This window comes from Rhodococcus sp. A14 (genome assembly GCF_011603105.1).
Lineage (GTDB): Bacteria > Actinomycetota > Actinomycetes > Mycobacteriales > Mycobacteriaceae > Rhodococcus_F > Rhodococcus_F opacus.
The window spans coordinates 185,608-202,552 of record NZ_JAAOQS010000002.1 but is presented as its reverse complement, the minus strand read 5'-3'; the positions used below and the strand labels follow the sequence as shown (position 1 = coordinate 202,552).

Sequence of the window (16,945 nt, the reverse complement as noted above, 5' to 3'; positions counted from 1 at the left end):
GCCCGCGCACGCGGTGCCACTCACATGCAGCGACAAGGAAAGGGTAAGTATGGCAACGAGGATCAGACGTCTCGGCACGCTCGTCGGCACGTGCGCCGCTGCTGTGGCGTTCACGACTGCGTCCGCCGGCATCGCTTCTGCCGTCCCCGATCCGGTGTCGGTGACGACGACGGCGTTCCAGGTTCCGTTCACCGGTGTCATCGGAGACCCGTTCCCGTTCGCCACGGTGTCGCTGGCCGCGTCCACCGGTGCGAACCCGGGGCCGGGTGTCGTGCGGTTGTCCGCGACGAGCATGTGCCCGGCGTTCACCCCGAACGCGAACTGCACGACGTACGCGTTTGCCACCACGATTCGGTGGCTCAATCTCAGTACCGGCGTGACGGGGACGGCCACCGTGCCGTCGGGCTCCTTCGGGGTGCCTGGACAGGAACCGGTCGTCGACGTGCCGACGGGATCGGGGCATGTGACGGCGACCGTCCTCGGCGCCTCGTCGGGCACGATCGTGCCGGGCCTGGGTTACTTCTTCGTTCCCTGACCGTCGCCGATTTCGCCTCGGACGAACGGGACGCTCGTTGCGTCAGATCGAACGAGCGTCCCGTTCGTTCGGGCGGTGGCAGGTGTCAGGCGCGTCCGGAGTCGTGCTCGGCGATCGCCGGCGCGACGAACTGCTCGAGCATCGTGCGTTCGTCGGCGTCGTCGACGCCCGGAACGGTGAGCAGGGAAACGATGATCCGGACGAGCCACCGTGCCTTCCTTACCGTCTCCTCCCCGGAGAACCCCGCCTGCCCCAGGAAGGCGGTGCCCAGCGACTCGATGACGTCCGACGAGTGCGCGATCTGCGCGGCGAGTCCGGAGTCGCCGAGCTGGAACCAGGCGGCCAGAGTCGGGTCGGCGCGCACCAGCCGGATCGCGGCCAGCATTGCCTCCACGATCACGTCCTTGGGGTCGCCGACCCCGGACACCTCCTCCGCGACCAGCGCGCCGATGCGCTGGGCCTCGCGGTGCACGAACGCCAGCTGCAACGACTGCCTGCTGTCGAAGTAGCGGTACAGCGTGGCACGGGAACATCCGGCCGCCCGGGCGACCTCGGCCATACCGACGGCGGCGATGCCGTTCTCGACGTACAGCTGGGCCGCGACGTCGAGGATTCGCTCGGCGGCGAGGCGGGGGCGTTCGTCCCGCATCCAGTCAGCGGTCATGCTCACGCACCCGGAACGGGACGCTAGTCGGGCGGCGCACGTAGTTGCCATCCGCGTAGGCGACGGCGTCGATGTCGACGGTGAAGTCGGGGCAGCGGGCCAGCAGTTCCTCGAGCGCGATCCGCGCCTGCATCCGTGCTGCGGCCGCACCCAGGCAGTGGTGGGCCCCGTGGCTGAACGTGAGGATCTGCTTCGGACTGCGACGCACGTCCAGGACCTCGGAATCCGGTCCGAACCGGCGCGGATCGCGGTTCGCGGAGCCGTACAGCAGAAGCACCTTCCGTCCCTCGGGAACGACGGTGCCGTCGATCTCGACGTCGCGGGTCACCGTGCGGGCGAGGCCCTGGACGGGGGCCGTGAGCCGCAGCAATTCCTCGACGGCGTCGCCGAGGAGCTCCGGATGTTCGATCAGATCGCGGCGCTGATCCCGGTGCTCGGTGAGCAACTGGACTGCGCCGCCGAGCATCCCGGTGGTGGTGTCGTTACCGCCGGTGACCATCGTGAACGCGAAACCGAGGATGGAGAGCAGCCCGGTGACGTCGCCGTCGGCTCCCATTCCGCCCGAGACGAGGTGTGAGATCGTGTCGTCTCCGGGGTCGGTGCGCCGCCGCTCGATCAGTCCGGCGAAGTAGCCCATCAGATCGGTGACCGCACCCGTCGCCTGCAGCGTGTCGCCCTGCGCATTCGCCGCGACGATGGCCTCGGTCCAGCCGTCGAACTGCGCTCGGTCTTCTTCGGGGACACCGAGGTAGTGGGCGACGACCATGCTCGGCAACGGCTTGAACAGTTCCTTCACCACATCGCCCTCACCTGTCTCCCGCAGTCGTTCGATGCGCTCCACCACGAACGCCCGGACGTCCGGCTCGACGGCGGTGACCTGCCGTGGGGTGAATCCCTTCGACACGAGACGGCGGAACGCGGTGTGGTCGGGCGGGTCGAGCATCACCAGTGGCGGATTGTCCTGCAGGCCGATCTTCTCCAGCTCGCCGTATGTCGTGGTGAGGCCGGCTGCGGAGGAGAACGTCTCGGCGTCCCGGGCCGCCGCGTAGACGTCGGCGTGCCGGGACAGCACCCAGTACTCGTTCCCGGGTGCGCCCTCGGGGACGACGTGATGGACCGGATCGTGGTCGCGCAGGTCTGCGTACATCTGCCACGGGGCCCGCCACGATTGCCCGGACCTCGGCACGAACGAGACGCTCGACACATGTGCGGTCATGTACCGATAGTGAGACACATTCCACAATGTGTCAATGGTGCGGCTGCGACTTCTCTAGCCGAACAGGGCGAACGCCACGACGGCGAGGATCAGGACGAGTACCGGTGTGAGGATGAGCAGCAACCCGAGCAGTCCAGGATTTTTCACCGGCCGATGGTCGATGGCGCCCTTGCTGAAACTGCTGAACGGCGACGCGTAATACACCGGGGGAGCCGGGTGGTACCGGTTGTCGACGGTGATCTGCGCCCTGCCCTGCTCCCAGATCCACGGGACCGAGATCTGGATGTGGTGCACGCCCGGCGGTGCCGGAATTTCGTTGTGTCCCCACCTGAGCGGCACGGGATACCCGTTGATGCGCGCATTGGGGGTCACCAGCATCGGGCCCATCGGCGGTTTCTTCGCGTCGATGACGAGCGCTGTGGGTGAGGAGGCGGGCTGCACGAAGGGCGACAGTATCACCCTGCGGCACCCCGAAACGGGTGGCCTACTGGCCGGCCGCGATCCGGGCCTTCTCCAGCGCCGCGAGGGTGCGGAGCACGGTGGCGCGTTGCTTCTCGAGGTCGCTGATCCGGGCACGCGCGGCCAGTCCGGCGGGCTCACCGATCAGGTTCATCTGGGCATCGATGGCCGAGAGTTGATCGAGCAGACCCGTGACGCGGGATTCGAGTGCGGCGACGTCGACGGCGTCGGTGCGCACCGGTGCCACCGGCGGCGTGGCGGACGTGCGGGACGTGCTCGGGCGGGTCGACGCGGTGGTCGACGACGTTCCGGAATGGGAGGTGCTGCGCGGCTCCGACACCACACTGGCCGCCCGGGGACGGAGGGCCTTGCGCACGGCGGCCGGGTCCGGGAGTTCCGCGAGCTTCATCTCGTTGAGTTCGCGACGCGCATCGCGGGCGTTGACCCGGTGCTCACGCTCTTCGTCGTCGTCCGACTGCAACGTGCCGCCGAGCGGACGCAGACCGTACATACCCAGGAAGCGGCGGGCCTCGTCGATGACCGATTCCTTCTCGCGGCAAGTGCCACAGCGAGGTTCGTTACGGAACATTTCGACTGCGTTGTCGTCTCCGCACCACACGCACGCCCCCGGCGACCAACGCCGGACGTTTCGAATTGCAGCGATATCGATAGGGCCGGAGAGAGTCTGCGCGTCGATCACGACGAGCCACAGTAGGGGAATTCGAGCGTGCGAGTCACATCGCCGTAAGTACGACCTGCGGTTCTGCGGCCAAGCGTGACGAAGATCATGCCGATGCTCGCAAACTGCTCCGCAAACGCTGTGTGCCACACGTGTTTTCCCGACCGGTAAGTTTCATTCTCCGGCACCGATGACGGTGGTCAGCCAGTCGACGAGCGGCCGCATCGAACGCCAGGCGGTGCGCACTTCGTCAGCGGCGCGGGGAGTTTCGATCCAGTCGGGGGAGAGGTAGCTCCGGCTGGCGGTGAGCGACTTGTGACGCATCAGGTCGAGTCGCGGATGGTCCTCGGCGACGCCGCGGGGACGGGTCTTGAGTGTGTCGCCGCCGATCTCGAATCCCGACGACCGGACCTTCTTCACGAGCCGGACGAGTTCGCGGCCCTTGCGGTCGTCGTCGACGGCGTCACGGAAACGCCCGACCTGGACCGGGGTATGCGAATAGAAGCCGCCCGCGACGAACAGTCCGGCGGCGTCGATCTGCACGTAGTAGCCCACGCCGGGGCGGGTTTCGACGAATCCGCCCTGATGGGTCTTGTAGGGCGTCTTGTCCTTCGAGAACCGGACGTCGCGGTAGGGGCGAAACACCTTGCCTGCGCCGAACTCCGATTCGAGTTCCGCGAGCAGGGCGGTCATGGGTGCGCGCACGGAGTCGTCGTAGACGGATTTGTGCGCGGTCCAGAAGCTCTTGCTGTTGTCGGCCTCGAGGTCCTCGTAGAAGTCGAGAGCAGCGGTGGGGATCCCGGTGAACACAGAGAAAGGCTACGCCTGTGAGTGGTTGACGAGTGTCTGGACTCGTCAACCACTCACGGGTGCGAAGCGCTTAGGCGTTGCCGTTGAACAGCGACGTGACCGAGCCGTTCTCGAAAACTTCCTTGATGGTGCGAGCCAGCAGCGGTGCGATGGACAGCACCGTCAGGGTCGGGAATTTCTTCGACTCGTCGATCGGGAGCGTGTTGGTGACGATGACTTCCTTGGCACCACACGCGGCGAGGCGCTCGGCCGCCGGATCGGACAGGACACCGTGGGTGGCGGCGATGATCACGTCGCCCGCGCCGGCCTCCTTGAGGATCTTCACGGCGCCGGCGATGGTTCCACCGGTGTCGATCATGTCGTCGATCAGGATGCAGGTGTGGCCGTCGACGTCACCGACGACGCGGTTGGACTTCACCTGGTTGGGCACCAGCGGGTCGCGCGTCTTGTGGATGAACGCCAGCGGCGCGCCGCCGAGGGTGTCGGCCCACTTCTCGGCGACCCGGACGCGACCGGAGTCGGGGGAGACGACGGCGATGTTCTCGGTGCCGTAATTGCCGCGGATGTACTCGGCGAGCTGCCCCTGGGCGTGCATGTGGTCGACGGGGCCGTCGAAGAAGCCCTGGATCTGGTCGGTGTGGAGGTCGACCGTGATGATGCGGTCGGCGCCGGCCGTCTTGAGGAGGTCGGCGATCAGGCGAGCCGAGATGGGCTCACGGCCGCGGTGCTTCTTGTCCTGGCGTGCGTAGGGGTAGAACGGCAGGATCGCGGTGATGCGCTTGGCCGATCCGCGCTTGAGCGCGTCGATCATGATCAGCTGTTCCATCACCCACGTGTTCAGCGGGGCCGGGTGGCTCTGCAGCACGAAGGCGTCGGAGCCGCGGACCGACTCCTCGAAACGGACGAAGATCTCGCCGTTCGCGAAGTCACGGGCAGTCTGCGGGGTGACCCGCACGTCGAGTTCCTTCGCTACCTGTTCGGCCAGCTCCGGATGCGCGCGACCAGAAAAAAGCATGAGGTTCTTCTGGTTGTCGATCCAATTCGCGGTCACTGCTCTATGCCATCCTTTAAATCTTGCTTCTCGGTTTCGTGCAGATCTGAACTGTGGTGCGGTCCCGCGGCGGCTGCCGCCTCGGCGGCGGCGGTACCGGGCCGATTTCGTTGCACCCAGCCGTCAATATTGCGCTGCTTCCCGCCGGAGACCGCGAGTGCCCCCGGTGGTACGTCGAAACGCAGCACCGTGCCGGCGCCGGTGTAAGCACCGTCACCGACCTGTACCGGAGCGACGAACATGGTGTCCGATCCGGTCCGGACGTGTGACCCCACCACCGTACGGCTCTTGGTGACGCCGTCGTAATTGACGAACACGCTCGACGCACCGATGTTGCTGTACTCGCCGATCGTGGCGTCGCCCACGTAGGTCAGGTGAGGAACTTTGGAGTGCGCTCCGATGTCGGCGTTCTTCGTCTCGACGAATGCGCCGAGCTTGCCGGACGCACCGAGGACGGTGCCGGGACGCAGGTAGGAGAACGGGCCGACGGTGGCGCCTTCGCCGATCGTCGATTCCGAGCCGTGGGTGCGCACCACGCTGGCGCCTTCGCCGACCGTCACGTCGGTGAGTGTGGTGTCGGGACCGATCACGGCGTCCTCGCCGACGGCGGTGGTGCCGAGCAGCTGCACTCCCGGATGGATGGTGACGTCGCGAGCGAGCGTGACGCCGACGTCGATCCACGTGGTCGTCGGATCGACGACGGTGACGCCGGCCCGCATCCAGTTATCGACGGTGCGGCGGTTGAGTTCGGCGGCCAGCCTCGACAGCTGGACGCGATCGTTGGCGCCCGCGACCTTCGCGGAGTCGGACAGGTGGGCGGCGAAGACGGGTGCACCGGCCTCGCGGGCGATCTTGACGACGTCGGTCAGGTACAGCTCACCCTGCGCGTTGTTCGCGTTGAGCTGCCCGAGCGCGGAGCGGAGGAACTCGGCGTCGAACGCGTACACACCCGCATTGACCTCGGTGATGGCCGACTGCTCTTCTGTGGCGTCGGCCTCTTCCACGATCTCGGCGATCTCACCGTCGTGGGGCAGTCTGACGATCCGCCCGTAGCCCGTGGGCTCCGGGGCGGTGAACGTCAGTACCGTGACCGCCGCGGGCGTGGGCTCGCTGCGGTGCTCGTCGACGAGAGCGTGCAGGGTGCGGCCGTCGAGCAGCGGGACGTCCGCGGCGGTGACCAGCACGGTCCCGCGGAAATCGGCGGGCAGAGCGGACAGGCCGCATTCGACGGCGTGCCCGGTGCCGTTCTGCTCTTCCTGGACGGCGATTGCAATCGGACGGCCCAGTTCGGCCTCGAGGGCAGTGACGGCGGCTCCGACGCGTTCCTTGTCGTGCCCGACGACGGTGACGAGGTGTGCCGGATCGACCTCCGCGGCGGCGTGCAGGGAATGCGCGAGCATCGTGCGTCCGCCCAAGGTGTGCAACACCTTGGGGGTCTTCGACCGCATCCGAGTTCCCGCGCCGGCGGCGAGGACGACCACGGCGGTCTGCACTGGCATGAAGCTCCCTCTGGATCGTTCCGCTCTTGCTGTTCTCGACAGCTCCGCCTGCAGGAATCAGCTCCGCAGGCTCCGCTCCGCCGCCAGGACTCGAACCTGAACTATCTGAACCAAAATCAGAGGTGCTGCCATTACACTACGGCGGATTGCCACACACGGGGTGTCACGCCCGTTTGCGCGAGAGAATCCTCGCATGCCGACCCGCCGCCCGTCGAACCGCTGCGGAAATTTGTCTCGAACGTCCCGATAGAGTGGGTGCTACCTGCAGTGTTTCGACGCTGCCCGCGGCACTTCGTCGTCGCGAGTGTCAGGAAAGGATGGTGCCTCGGTGCCCCGACCCACGGACGTGGACGCGACCCCCGAGAGGGTGGTCCGCACCCGGATGACCGGTACGCAACGCCGGGAGCAGTTGATCGAGATCGGTCGCGCCCTGTTCGCCGAGCGAGGCTATGAGGCGACGTCGATCGAGGAGATCGCACAGCGGGCGCACGTCTCCAAGCCTGTCGTCTACGAACACTTCGGCGGCAAGGAGGGCCTCTATGCCGTGGTCGTGGATCGGGAGATGTCGCGGCTGCTGGAGATGGTGACGTCCTCGCTGAAGCAGAACCGCTCCCGGGTCCGGGTCGAGCGGGTGGCGCTGGCGCTGCTGACCTATGTGGAGGAGCACACCGACGGATTCCGCATCCTCGTCCGCGACTCTCCGGTGGCGGCACCGGACGGCACGTACTCGAGCCTGCTCAACGAGGCCATCGGTCAGGTCGGGCACATCCTCGCCGGCGATTTTTCGCGGCGTGGCTTCAATCCGGATCTGGCCCTGCTGTACGCGCAGGCACTGGTCGGAATGGTGTCCACCACCGCGACTTGGTGGCTGGACGAGCGGACACCGCCGAAGGAAGTCGTCGCCGCGCATCTGGTCAACCTGTGCTGGAACGGGTTGACCAATCTCGAGGCGGATCCGCAGCTGGGCACGGACCGGCCCCGCACGACACCTCAGTGAACGTGTTCTCGTTCTCCGACTCGCGGTTCAACTTCGCCAGGGCTGCGCCTGTCAAGTGCTAGGGTTCGCTGGAGTTTGCGCGCCCCGTCGGGGGGGTTGTTCGGGAGGCAGTCGATGGCGAGACAGGTTCGAGCAGAGGTAACTCGGGCGTCGGTCCTGATGGCGGCGGCCGACGTATTCTTACGCCTCGGGTACGCCAACGCGGGTCTCAACGAGATCATCGAGCAGTCCGGTGTGACCAAAGGTGCGTTGTACTTCCACTTCAGTTCCAAGGAAGACCTGGCCCGCGGTGTCATCGACGAGGGCCAGATCCGTCTCACCGCCGGAATGACGTCCGTCAGTGACGGGCCGACGCCGGCGCTGGAAGCGCTCGTCGCCCTGTCCTATGTGGCGATCGAGGCGGCGAGTTCCGATCCGATCGTCGCGGCGATGTTGCGACTGCAGCACGAGATCGGCGACTACCAGGGGACGCACGGCAACGTGGTGGCCTCGTGGCAGCAGGGTTTCGAACGACTTGTCGCACGAGCGGTCGAGGAGGGCGACATTCTCGCGGAGGACGACGTCTCCACGGGGACGCTTTCCACCTTTCTGCTCGGGTCGTTGCTGGGAGCGCATGTGGTCGCGACCGCGACCGGCGCCTTCGACGATCTTCCTCGCCGCATGGAGCGGGTCTGGTACTTCATTCTTCCCGGGCTTGTCGAGCCGTCGAAGCTCGTGTACTTCCGGCAGTTCGCCTCGCGCCGCCTGCTGCGCTGAGTGCGTTTCCGGCGGTGGTGCCTCCACCGCCGCGCGCTCGTCGCGCTCCCACCCGGAGCGGGAACTGCATCTGGTCCATCGCCACACGACGGCCGAAGTCCAGGGTTCATCAACGGATGGAACCCCCCGCGGCGCGCCGTTCGTCTGCGCATCGTCGAGATTCGTCAACAACTGAGGCTCTAGCTTCTGTCGAGCCGGGTGGGTAATCTCTTCATCGAAGTGATATAGCTCTCTTGTCTGTGTCGGGGGCCAAGAGAAGGCTCTGGAGGCCGCGCTCACCCACATCGATGGAGCCGCCATGTTCCACTTGCGTTCCGCGCTTGGTTCAGTTGCGGTCGCTGCGGCCGTCGTCTTTTCCATCTCGGTCACACCGCTCGGGGTGACGACAGGGGTGAGCGCCGCGCCGTTCACCACCCCCGTGGCCCGGACCTTCACCGGCGACTACAGCAGCGGCGACTTCTCGCAATGGCCGTCGGTGCAGACCAAGGACTACAACGGGTCCGGAGCGGACTATGTCCCCAGTTACTCTGCGAGCATCGTCCCGGACGGAACCTACGGCAGAGCGGCCCGCTTCGAGGTTCGCAGCGGCGACGTCCCGTCGTTCGGGGACGGCGAGCGTTCCGAAGTGGCGGCCGGGAACGAAACCGGCGGCTTCGAAGGCCAGACACTCTGGTATCAATTCTCCACCAAGTTCGACCCCGGATTTCCGCAGAACCACGCCGACCTCGGCTGGGGGCTGACGAACCAGTGGCACCAGGACGTCGGTGTCGGAAGTCCCCCGGTCGCATGGTCTGTGGGCCAGCGGAACGGCTACTGGTCACTGATCGTCCAGAAGCAGTCCGTGCCCGGCGCCTATCTGGAGACACTCACCCTCTTCGAGATACCCCTGGACGTGGGTCGGTGGCATGACGTGAAGATGCAGATCAATTGGTCGGCATCGGACACCGCAGGCTGGATCAAGCTGTGGCTCAACGGCGTACCGCAGACGTTCACCAACGGCGCCGACACGTACTTCGTCCGCACGCTGATTCCCGGCACGAGCACCGTCTACTACAAAGAGGGCTACTACCGGCAACCTATGCAACCCACCGGTGTCTTGCTCCACACGGGATTCCGGTGCGCCACCGACCAGGCGGCACTGTAGGAGGTGCCCGGTGGTCGCTCCACAGATTGCGGGTCACTCCGCACCGACGGCCGGCCGCATTGCACTGAGGCGCAAGTTATTTACGCTCGGCAATCAAGAGGACTTCACGGACCGAGAGAGGGCCGGCGAGTTTCGTGCGAACGGAGATCGGAGCCGCCTGCAACGGACGCTCGATGATCGCCTTGACTGCGACCGGCACGTACGCGTGACGCTTCGCCCTGCCAAGGTGTAACAACATCCGACTTGGCACGGCGCGACTGCGCACGCGCCGAAAGCCGGCGTCGCGCAGCATGGCGCCCAACTCCCCGTTGGTGTATTCCCGCAGGTGAAACCCCGTGGCCACAGGAGTGAAGCCGCGCGAAATATCCCAGGGACCAGTCAGTCGACTGGGTGTCTCGATGAGAAAGCGCCCCCCCGGCCGCAAAATCTTCAGAACCGCGGCGAGGTGTTCGGGAACATCGTGAGGGTGCAGGTGCTCCATAACCTGACGGCTTATCACGAAATCGGCCGAGGATGGCGGCAGCGGTGGGTCGAGCACGCTACCGACCATGAAGCGTGCGTTGGCCGGTCGCTCTTGGTTCGCAAGTTCCACCATCGCGTCCGAGGCGTCGATGCCGATGCATTCGCGCACGGCCGGCGCGAATCGCCGAATCAGACCTCCTCTCCCGCAGCCTACGTCGACCACAGTGTCAGTTGGTCGAGTCAGCGCCCCGTACTGCTGGAACCAGCCTTCTTCGAAGGCTTCCTCGGAAGCGGCGTCTGTGACGTGCGCTTTATGCCAGGGAACCTCCTCGAACAGACGGTTGTATACATCTCGAGTGACGGACTCGCGCGTGTCGGGGGTGCTGGCCAACAGTTCCTCGCGCAGTCCTCGTTCGATTTTCCAGTGAACTCTGTCTCGGTCTTCTGGCGGTGGCCAGTCCTTCGAGGGCTCGCCCGGTGGTTGAGACATGTCGATCGAGACCTCCTGGGTGAAGTGAAGTGAGGGTTCCCGGCCGAGACCTCTGACCAGGACGTATCACTCGAGGACGGAGATCCGACTTACGTTTTACAGTGTAGACATCCGCGGCGCCGCGGCTGAGACGAACGCGTCGACTCACCGACAATGCATCTGGACCGTCACCTAGATTTCCGTGGTTTTCCGGTACTTCCAGTCGACTGGCTTGTGCTCGGCGGGCGGGGCCGGGATAGCGGTGCACCGGTCTTCCGGCGAGCGTTGAATGTCGGTACCAGCGGTTTGCCGTTCGACTGTGCGGTCGAAGACCGGCTGGTAACGGTCATGGGCCTGGTTCGCGGCATGTTCGCGCATCGTGAAGTATCGCGAATCGGCGCCACCGGGACTGTGTATACGCGGATGCGTTGCCCCCGGTTTCGGCCGGGGGGCCCGCCCTCGACGTCGGACGGCATCCGAGCGGTTCATGCCGATCGTGCCTCCCCCGAAACGAGGAGGGGCGTCGCAATTCTGTCTTCGCAGAGCACTTTTCAGGGTTTCGACGAGTCTCCCTCCCGGTGGAAGGTGCCAATATGGCTCAGCCATTGTGGTATCGAGGGTTTTGCGCGGTGGAGGTGTCGAATGTGCCGGCATGACCAGGGCACCCGCGACCCGGTGCGGTCGTGAAATTGTGGCCGGAATTCATGGATGAATCGTGTGGTCGCCATCTGATCGTCCGTTGACGAAAGCGATTCTGCCGCTGACGAACTAGTCCGCTACCCCGATCCTGCGGGGTGCGGCGTACCGGCGAAGGGCGGGGGCGACCGGCCGCCCGCGGAGGAATCCCGCCACACTCCCGGCTTCGATCGCTCTGCTGTAGATCTGCAGTGCGCCCCGGGTCGCCTCGAGAGTGTCGGTGATGTCCGTCGGGGTGTGCGCTGCGGATGTGACGAACGATTGACCGAGCACTCCACCTGACAACAGTTCCTGGAGGAAGAGTGTGCGGAACTCCTGCGATGGTTGACGTTCGGGGTCTCGGGTGACGAATACGAGGCAGGATGGTCGTCCCATCACTTGGACGTAGTCTGCGATACCCAGCTCTGCCGCGGCCCTGTTCACACCCTCGGCCAAGCGTTGTCCCGACCGCACCATGTGAGATATAGGGTCCTCGGTGGCGTAGGCGTGAACGACCGCTCGGAAGGCTGCCAGCCCGCCGCGCTCCGGGCCGTGCGTGGTCGACAGGAGGAACACGCGCTCTCGGTCCGTATTCAGACCTCCTAGGTCCATGTACTCACGTTTACCGGCGAGGGCCGATATCGGAAAGCCGTTGCCCATGGCCTTTCCCCAACACGACAGATCAGGTTCGACCGAGTAGAGCGATTGTGCGCCGCCGGCCGACCAGCGGAATCCAGTGATCATCTCGTCGAAGATCAGCAGTGCGCCGTGCCGGTCGCAGAGGGCGCGGACACCCTGGAGGAAGCTCGGTTCCGGCTCCGCCGTTGCGGTCGCAGCTTCGAGGATGACACAGGCGATCTGACCGTCGTTCCGGTCGAAGAGTGCGGCGAGCGAAGCGAGGTCGTTGAACGCGAAACCGGCGGACTTGGCGCCGATATCGGTGGGAACACCGCTGTTCATCGCTGTGGTACCGATAAACCAGTCGTCGACCGAGAAGAACGGTTGATTGCAGATGGCCACCATCTCTCGGCCCGTCACCGCCCGGGCGAGGCGGACCGCGGCGGTGGTGACGTCCGACCCGTTCTTGGCGAACTTCACCATGTCTGCTGCGGGAACCAGTTCGAGGAAGTCTTCCGCGGCCTGCAGTTCGAGATCGGTCGGCCGGCTGAAGTTCGTTCCATCGGCGATCGCCGCGCAGACGGCGTTCACGACAGGACGGTAGCCGTGCCCCAACGTCACCGATCGAAGACCCATGCCGTATTCGATGAAATTGTTTCCGTCCGCATCCCACACACGGGCGCCTGAACCGCGGACGAGAACGGGTGCCATGAAGTCCGGATACTGGTCGGGACCGCGCGCGTAGGTGTGTGCGCCGCCCGGGACCAATCGGTTCAGGCGGGACTGCAGTTCGTTGGAGCGTGTGAACGACGGGCGGGCCGAGCCGTCGTCGCGTGCATTCGACATAGCCGAACTCCGGGGTGTGGAGGGGTGCAGTGCCTTCACGTTGTGCGGTACTGTCGACACGAGTCTCTCCCCGTCGGGGTGCACTCGCAAGCGGCGTCGATCGGAAATCTGTTCCGCGGGCTGCATCTGACGAGACTGTTGTCGGCCCAGCGTTGTCGCGCGAGACTGTAGCCATATCCGATTTCTCCGGACTCTTCAAGGACAGTAATGGCGAACTATGAGGCCGACTCGACGGGCATCGACAGTTCGACTGTGCGCGTACTGATCGAAAACGGGGAGTACTGGCTCACCAATAGAGGTGATCTCGCCATCCTCGACGTCACCGTCAGGAGATTGAGCGAGCGATGGCCCGGTGCGCGGCTCGGCGTCCTGACCTATGCACCGTCGTTGTTGCGCGCGTTCGCTCCGAGCGCCGAGCCGGTCACCTATCGCCGTGGGAGCAGATGGGCGCGATCCGGACCATGGTGGCAATTACCTGCGTATGCCGGGCCCCAACTGGTCGGCCCGGTGTCGGAGGGCTGGTGGGCTGCCTCGGATCGTCCACGGCGTTACGCGCGCAGGGTTCGTGACTCCCTCCGCGGATCGGTCGCCGTGCCCGACGAAACCGGGCGCATTCCGCGCATTCCGATGGCCGTCCGTGATGCGTCACTCGTGCTCGCCATGGGTGGTGGCTACATGACCGACGTAGATCCCTATCAGGCCCACCGAACCCTCGATCTGCTCGAGTGCGCGGCTGACCTGCAGATACCGACCGCGATGTGTGGTCAGGGCATTGGACCGCTCACGGGTGAACACCTCGTCGCCCATGCCTCGCACGTCCTGCCCAAGGTCGATCTCATCGCGGTCCGAGAGGGAGTGCGAGGCCCGGCGCTCCTGCGGTCGCTCGGCGTGTCCTCCGAGAGGATCGTGGTCACCGGCGACGATGCCGTGGAACTGGCCTACGACATGCGATCGGACCCGATCGGGACAGACATCGGGGTATGTCTTCGCGTTGCGGGATACTCCCAGGTCACGGGCGGTGCACAAGATGTCGTCGGACGTGTGGTCCGGGGGTTCGCTGGTAGCGTCGATGCTGGTCTCGTTCCGCTGATCGTCTCCGAGTACGAGGCCGAGGATCGTCGCTCGACGATGCCGTTGGTCGACGGGTTTCCGGTCGTGAGACCCATACTGGGGCGCTTCGCCAGTGCCCGAGATCTGGTGGCCGAAGTGGCGCGGTGCCGGGTACTCGTCACCGGCGCATACCACGTTGCCGTTTTCGCTCTTGCCCAAGGTATTCCGGTGGTGGGTTTGTCCACATCGCGCTATTACGACGACAAACTCGGTGGTCTGAGCGGGATGTTCCCCGGCGGCGTCGAGTTGGTGCAACTCGCTGAGGACGGGCTCGAGGAACGACTCACGCGTGCGGTTCACCATATGTGGCAGGCCGCTCCGGATCTGCGTTCCGGCCTGCGTGCTGAGGCGCGCGCGCAGGTGTGTGCGAGTAGGCGGGCGTTCGAGCGCGTGTACGCGCTCGTAGAGTCGGAGAACCCGCGCCGGGCAACGGAACAGTAACGCGCCATTCGTGTTCCGGTCGAATCACGGGCTGACGAATGCGGTGGTCAGGGTGTCGTCAATGTTGGATGTTGTCGGGACGTGGGTCTCCCATGTTCGAGGCCTGCGCCCACATGTCCGACGTGATCGCCCACATGTCGTGATCTCTACGGCAGCCGCCGACGTCGAGGAAGCTGGCCATTGTGCCCTCACGTCTCATGCCCACGCGCTCAGCCCGCTTCGCAGCCGCAGCGTTGTCCACGCAGATGGGCGCGGTGACTCGGCGTAGTCCCAACGTGCCGAACACGTAGTCCGCGAGTAGCACGCCCAAGACTGAGCACACGCCTTTGCCGGTTACCCGTGCGTCGAGCCAGATTCCCAACTCTGCGGTCTTGGTGCGCACGTCGATGCGCTCGAGATTGCATTGTCCCGCAAAGCGTCCGTCGATCTCGACCACCATCGGCAGCGCGAGGCCGGCACGGGCGGCCTTTCGTGACTGAAGGCATTCGTCGACCCATACCGTCTCGGTGTGGCGCTCCGGCCAGCTCAGTGCAGAACTGACCCAGTACGGTTCGATCAGACGCTGATCTCGCAGCCGAATTTCCCGCCAGGCGGTTGCGTCGGACAGCCGCGGCGAACGGAGCGCCACTTCGTGCCCGCCGACGACTACCGGGCCGAGGTGCAAGGCCGGGGCCCGGCGTGCAAGATGAATCCGGCGGAGCGGCCGGAGATGGAACCTGGCCGCCGCGACGACTGCAACTCTTGTTTTCGGAAGATCCAACGATCTCACCTCTGGCGATTGATGATACTCGGCCGCGTGTGCCAGTCGTCAAATATGAAAAATCCGCCAAAACCATACCTCAGGTACTCTTCTATGGAGTAAATTAATCTCGAGGTCGGGAATAGCTTAGTCGACATTTCGGGTCGGCGCCGTGGGTCGAACGATGGCGTGCCGAGTCAGCCCGACATCTCAGCGGGGACGCGCGATCCTCCGCAACCTGATAGTGGAGGGGTACATGACCAGCACATTGAACGTTCAGCTCGAGCGTATCTGGCGCCGTCGTGTGTTGGTCGTCCTCATCGCGGCGCTGGCGGTCCTCGGAGGGGTCGTAGCAGCGAAGGAAGCCGGGACCAGCTATACGGGCAGGGCGGCGCTGATCGTCTCCTCGCCGGGCCGGGCTCCCGAACAGGACGCAATCCTCGTGGTGGGGTATGTCGACTACTTCAACAACGGGCCCTACCAGGAACGGATCCGAACTCGAGCGGGCGTCCCCGACGACGTAGCCTTCGCGGCCAGCACAGCCGCCGCGAGTCCGATCCTCTATATCGACGCCACAGCCAAAGACCCCGAGACCGCGGCATCCGCGGCAACTGCAATGGCCGGGGCGTTCCGAGACGATGTCAACACCGTCAGGTTTGCCGGTAGGGCCGACACCCTCGAGGAGCTCAGGAAGCAACTCGACGAGCAGCGTGCAACCCCCGAAGCGGACCCCGTCGCAATGGCGCAGCTCCAGGACCGGATCACGGCGATCGAGTTGGACACGACAAACGAGCTGCAGGACCAGCAGCTCGCCGCCGGCGTCGCAGAGGAGAGCCCGTCTCTGGCGCGGAACGCGGTGCTCGGGCTGTTCGGCGGCCTGATACTCGGGTGCGTTGCAGCTCTCGCGCTGGACGCGGTGTCGAAACGCCTCACGACCGCCGACGACGTGCGTGCGAAGGTCGGCGTGGACACGCTGGTCGAGGTCCCGCGCGGCGGGAAGCCTCGGGCGGAACAGCGTCGCGAGGCACAATTCCGACGTTTGGCAAACATCGTCGGTTTGGCCGATCTTCCCCGCCCGGCAACGATTGTGGTGACCGCGCCGCGGCGCACGGAGGGCGTTGCACAGGTTGCGCGGGCAATCGCCGAGCACAGGGCGATCCAGAGCGAACGGTCCTTGATCGTGCGGGCGGATCTGCACGGTTCCGAGCGCGCAACGAATGTCGATGAAGCTCCGGGCGTAGCGGATTTCCTCGCCCCGGTCACCCCACCTGCGATCGCCGGGTTCATCCAGGACGCGGTACCCGGCGAGATACCGGAGATACCGGAGATGCCGAGCGGAACGGGGAACGGTGATCCCTACGCGCTGTTCACCCGTGAGCGGTTCGGCAACCTGCTCCAACAGGCCCGCAGTATCGCCGACGTTGTTGTCGTCGAGGCTCCGCCGATCACGGAAGCAGCTGAAGCGCAGGTGATCTGCGCGGCAGCAGACGCGGTAGTGCTGGTGGTCGAAAGGCGCAGCACGCGGGTCCCCGAAACGGTGGAGGCATGTCGGCTGCTCGGGCAGGTGGAGTCGAGGTTGCTCGGCGCCGTCATCATCGATCCTCGATGCACGCGGCGCAGTGCGCCGATCCCGCCATCGGACGAGTTGGACGAGTCCGCGGACTCGGTCGCGTTGGACGAGTCCGCGGACTCGGACGCGTTGGATACCGTCGACCTCGTGCAGGTCCGCGAGTCCACTCCGGATCAGACCGCGCGTCCGTGACCTGACGACAATG

Annotated in this window: 16 protein-coding genes and 1 tRNA gene; 6 read left to right on the top strand and 11 right to left on the bottom strand. The window is 65.5% G+C overall.

Annotated features, from left to right (window positions below; genetic code table 11):
- Positions 1-49: 49 nt before the first annotated feature.
- The gene (locus tag G9373_RS02165) at positions 50-535 is read left to right on the top strand and encodes a hypothetical protein (RefSeq protein ID WP_005574296.1); all 486 of its coding nucleotides are present in this window, start codon (positions 50-52) and stop codon (positions 533-535) included.
- Positions 536-620: 85 nt separating this feature from the next.
- On the opposite strand, the gene G9373_RS02160 is transcribed toward G9373_RS02165, so the two are convergent.
- The 8 genes from G9373_RS02160 to G9373_RS02125 form a co-directional block, all read right to left on the bottom strand.
- Complete coding sequence (locus G9373_RS02160) at positions 621-1,199, bottom strand: TetR/AcrR family transcriptional regulator (RefSeq protein WP_167113731.1); 579 nt, start codon at positions 1,197-1,199, stop codon at positions 621-623.
- Positions 1,189-2,415 (bottom strand): cytochrome P450, encoded by a 1,227-nt coding sequence (locus G9373_RS02155; RefSeq protein ID WP_167113729.1) that lies wholly within the window; start codon positions 2,413-2,415, stop codon positions 1,189-1,191. The genes G9373_RS02160 and G9373_RS02155 overlap by 11 nt, the downstream gene beginning before the upstream one ends.
- Positions 2,416-2,469: 54 nt before the next feature.
- The gene (locus G9373_RS02150) at positions 2,470-2,856 is read right to left on the bottom strand and encodes a hypothetical protein (protein WP_005255557.1); all 387 of its coding nucleotides are present in this window, start codon (positions 2,854-2,856) and stop codon (positions 2,470-2,472) included.
- 43 nt (positions 2,857-2,899) lie between these two features.
- Positions 2,900-3,463 carry a hypothetical protein gene (locus tag G9373_RS02145; protein WP_133986367.1) on the bottom strand — a complete coding sequence of 188 codons (564 nt, stop codon included), beginning with the start codon at positions 3,461-3,463 and terminating at the stop codon, positions 2,900-2,902.
- A 264-nt stretch (positions 3,464-3,727) separates the two neighbouring features.
- The gene (locus G9373_RS02140; RefSeq protein WP_005568654.1) at positions 3,728-4,363 is read right to left on the bottom strand and encodes a DUF2461 domain-containing protein; all 636 of its coding nucleotides are present in this window, start codon (positions 4,361-4,363) and stop codon (positions 3,728-3,730) included.
- A gap of 70 nt (positions 4,364-4,433) precedes the next feature.
- Positions 4,434-5,414 (bottom strand): ribose-phosphate diphosphokinase, encoded by a 981-nt coding sequence (locus G9373_RS02135; RefSeq protein WP_005568652.1) that lies wholly within the window; start codon positions 5,412-5,414, stop codon positions 4,434-4,436.
- The gene (gene glmU / locus G9373_RS02130) at positions 5,411-6,913 is read right to left on the bottom strand and encodes a bifunctional UDP-N-acetylglucosamine diphosphorylase/glucosamine-1-phosphate N-acetyltransferase GlmU (protein WP_167113726.1); all 1,503 of its coding nucleotides are present in this window, start codon (positions 6,911-6,913) and stop codon (positions 5,411-5,413) included. The genes G9373_RS02135 and glmU overlap by 4 nt, the downstream gene beginning before the upstream one ends.
- A gap of 75 nt (positions 6,914-6,988) precedes the next feature.
- Positions 6,989-7,059 (bottom strand) — tRNA-Gln (locus G9373_RS02125).
- A gap of 236 nt (positions 7,060-7,295) precedes the next feature.
- Between G9373_RS02125 and G9373_RS02120 the strand changes: the two genes are divergently transcribed.
- From G9373_RS02120 to G9373_RS02110, 3 genes are all read left to right on the top strand, one after another.
- Positions 7,296-7,910 (top strand): TetR/AcrR family transcriptional regulator, encoded by a 615-nt coding sequence (locus G9373_RS02120; protein ID WP_206031502.1) that lies wholly within the window; start codon positions 7,296-7,298, stop codon positions 7,908-7,910.
- A 114-nt stretch (positions 7,911-8,024) separates the two neighbouring features.
- The gene (locus G9373_RS02115; protein ID WP_037203446.1) at positions 8,025-8,666 is read left to right on the top strand and encodes a ScbR family autoregulator-binding transcription factor; all 642 of its coding nucleotides are present in this window, start codon (positions 8,025-8,027) and stop codon (positions 8,664-8,666) included.
- A gap of 298 nt (positions 8,667-8,964) precedes the next feature.
- Positions 8,965-9,810, top strand: coding sequence for a polysaccharide lyase (locus G9373_RS02110; protein WP_167113723.1), 846 nt, complete (start codon positions 8,965-8,967; stop codon positions 9,808-9,810).
- 76 nt (positions 9,811-9,886) lie between these two features.
- Here G9373_RS02110 and G9373_RS02105 read toward each other — a convergent pair whose 3' ends face one another.
- Entirely contained in the window at positions 9,887-10,762 is an 876-nt protein-coding gene (locus tag G9373_RS02105; RefSeq protein ID WP_133986370.1) for a class I SAM-dependent methyltransferase, read from the bottom strand.
- 747 nt (positions 10,763-11,509) lie between these two features.
- Positions 11,510-12,880: a glutamate-1-semialdehyde 2,1-aminomutase gene (locus G9373_RS02100; RefSeq protein ID WP_054246056.1), complete on the bottom strand. Its 1,371-nt coding sequence runs from the start codon at positions 12,878-12,880 to the stop codon at positions 11,510-11,512.
- A gap of 207 nt (positions 12,881-13,087) precedes the next feature.
- Between G9373_RS02100 and G9373_RS02095 the strand changes: the two genes are divergently transcribed.
- Positions 13,088-14,431 (top strand): polysaccharide pyruvyl transferase family protein, encoded by a 1,344-nt coding sequence (locus G9373_RS02095; RefSeq protein ID WP_120659450.1) that lies wholly within the window; start codon positions 13,088-13,090, stop codon positions 14,429-14,431.
- Positions 14,432-14,489: 58 nt separating this feature from the next.
- On the opposite strand, the gene G9373_RS02090 is transcribed toward G9373_RS02095, so the two are convergent.
- A complete protein-coding gene (locus tag G9373_RS02090; RefSeq protein WP_082359721.1) occupies positions 14,490-15,191 on the bottom strand; it encodes a GNAT family protein in 702 nt (233 codons plus the stop codon).
- A gap of 235 nt (positions 15,192-15,426) precedes the next feature.
- Between G9373_RS02090 and G9373_RS02085 the strand changes: the two genes are divergently transcribed.
- Positions 15,427-16,932 (top strand): hypothetical protein, encoded by a 1,506-nt coding sequence (locus G9373_RS02085; RefSeq protein ID WP_054246054.1) that lies wholly within the window; start codon positions 15,427-15,429, stop codon positions 16,930-16,932.
- The last annotated feature ends 13 nt before the right edge of the window (positions 16,933-16,945 follow it).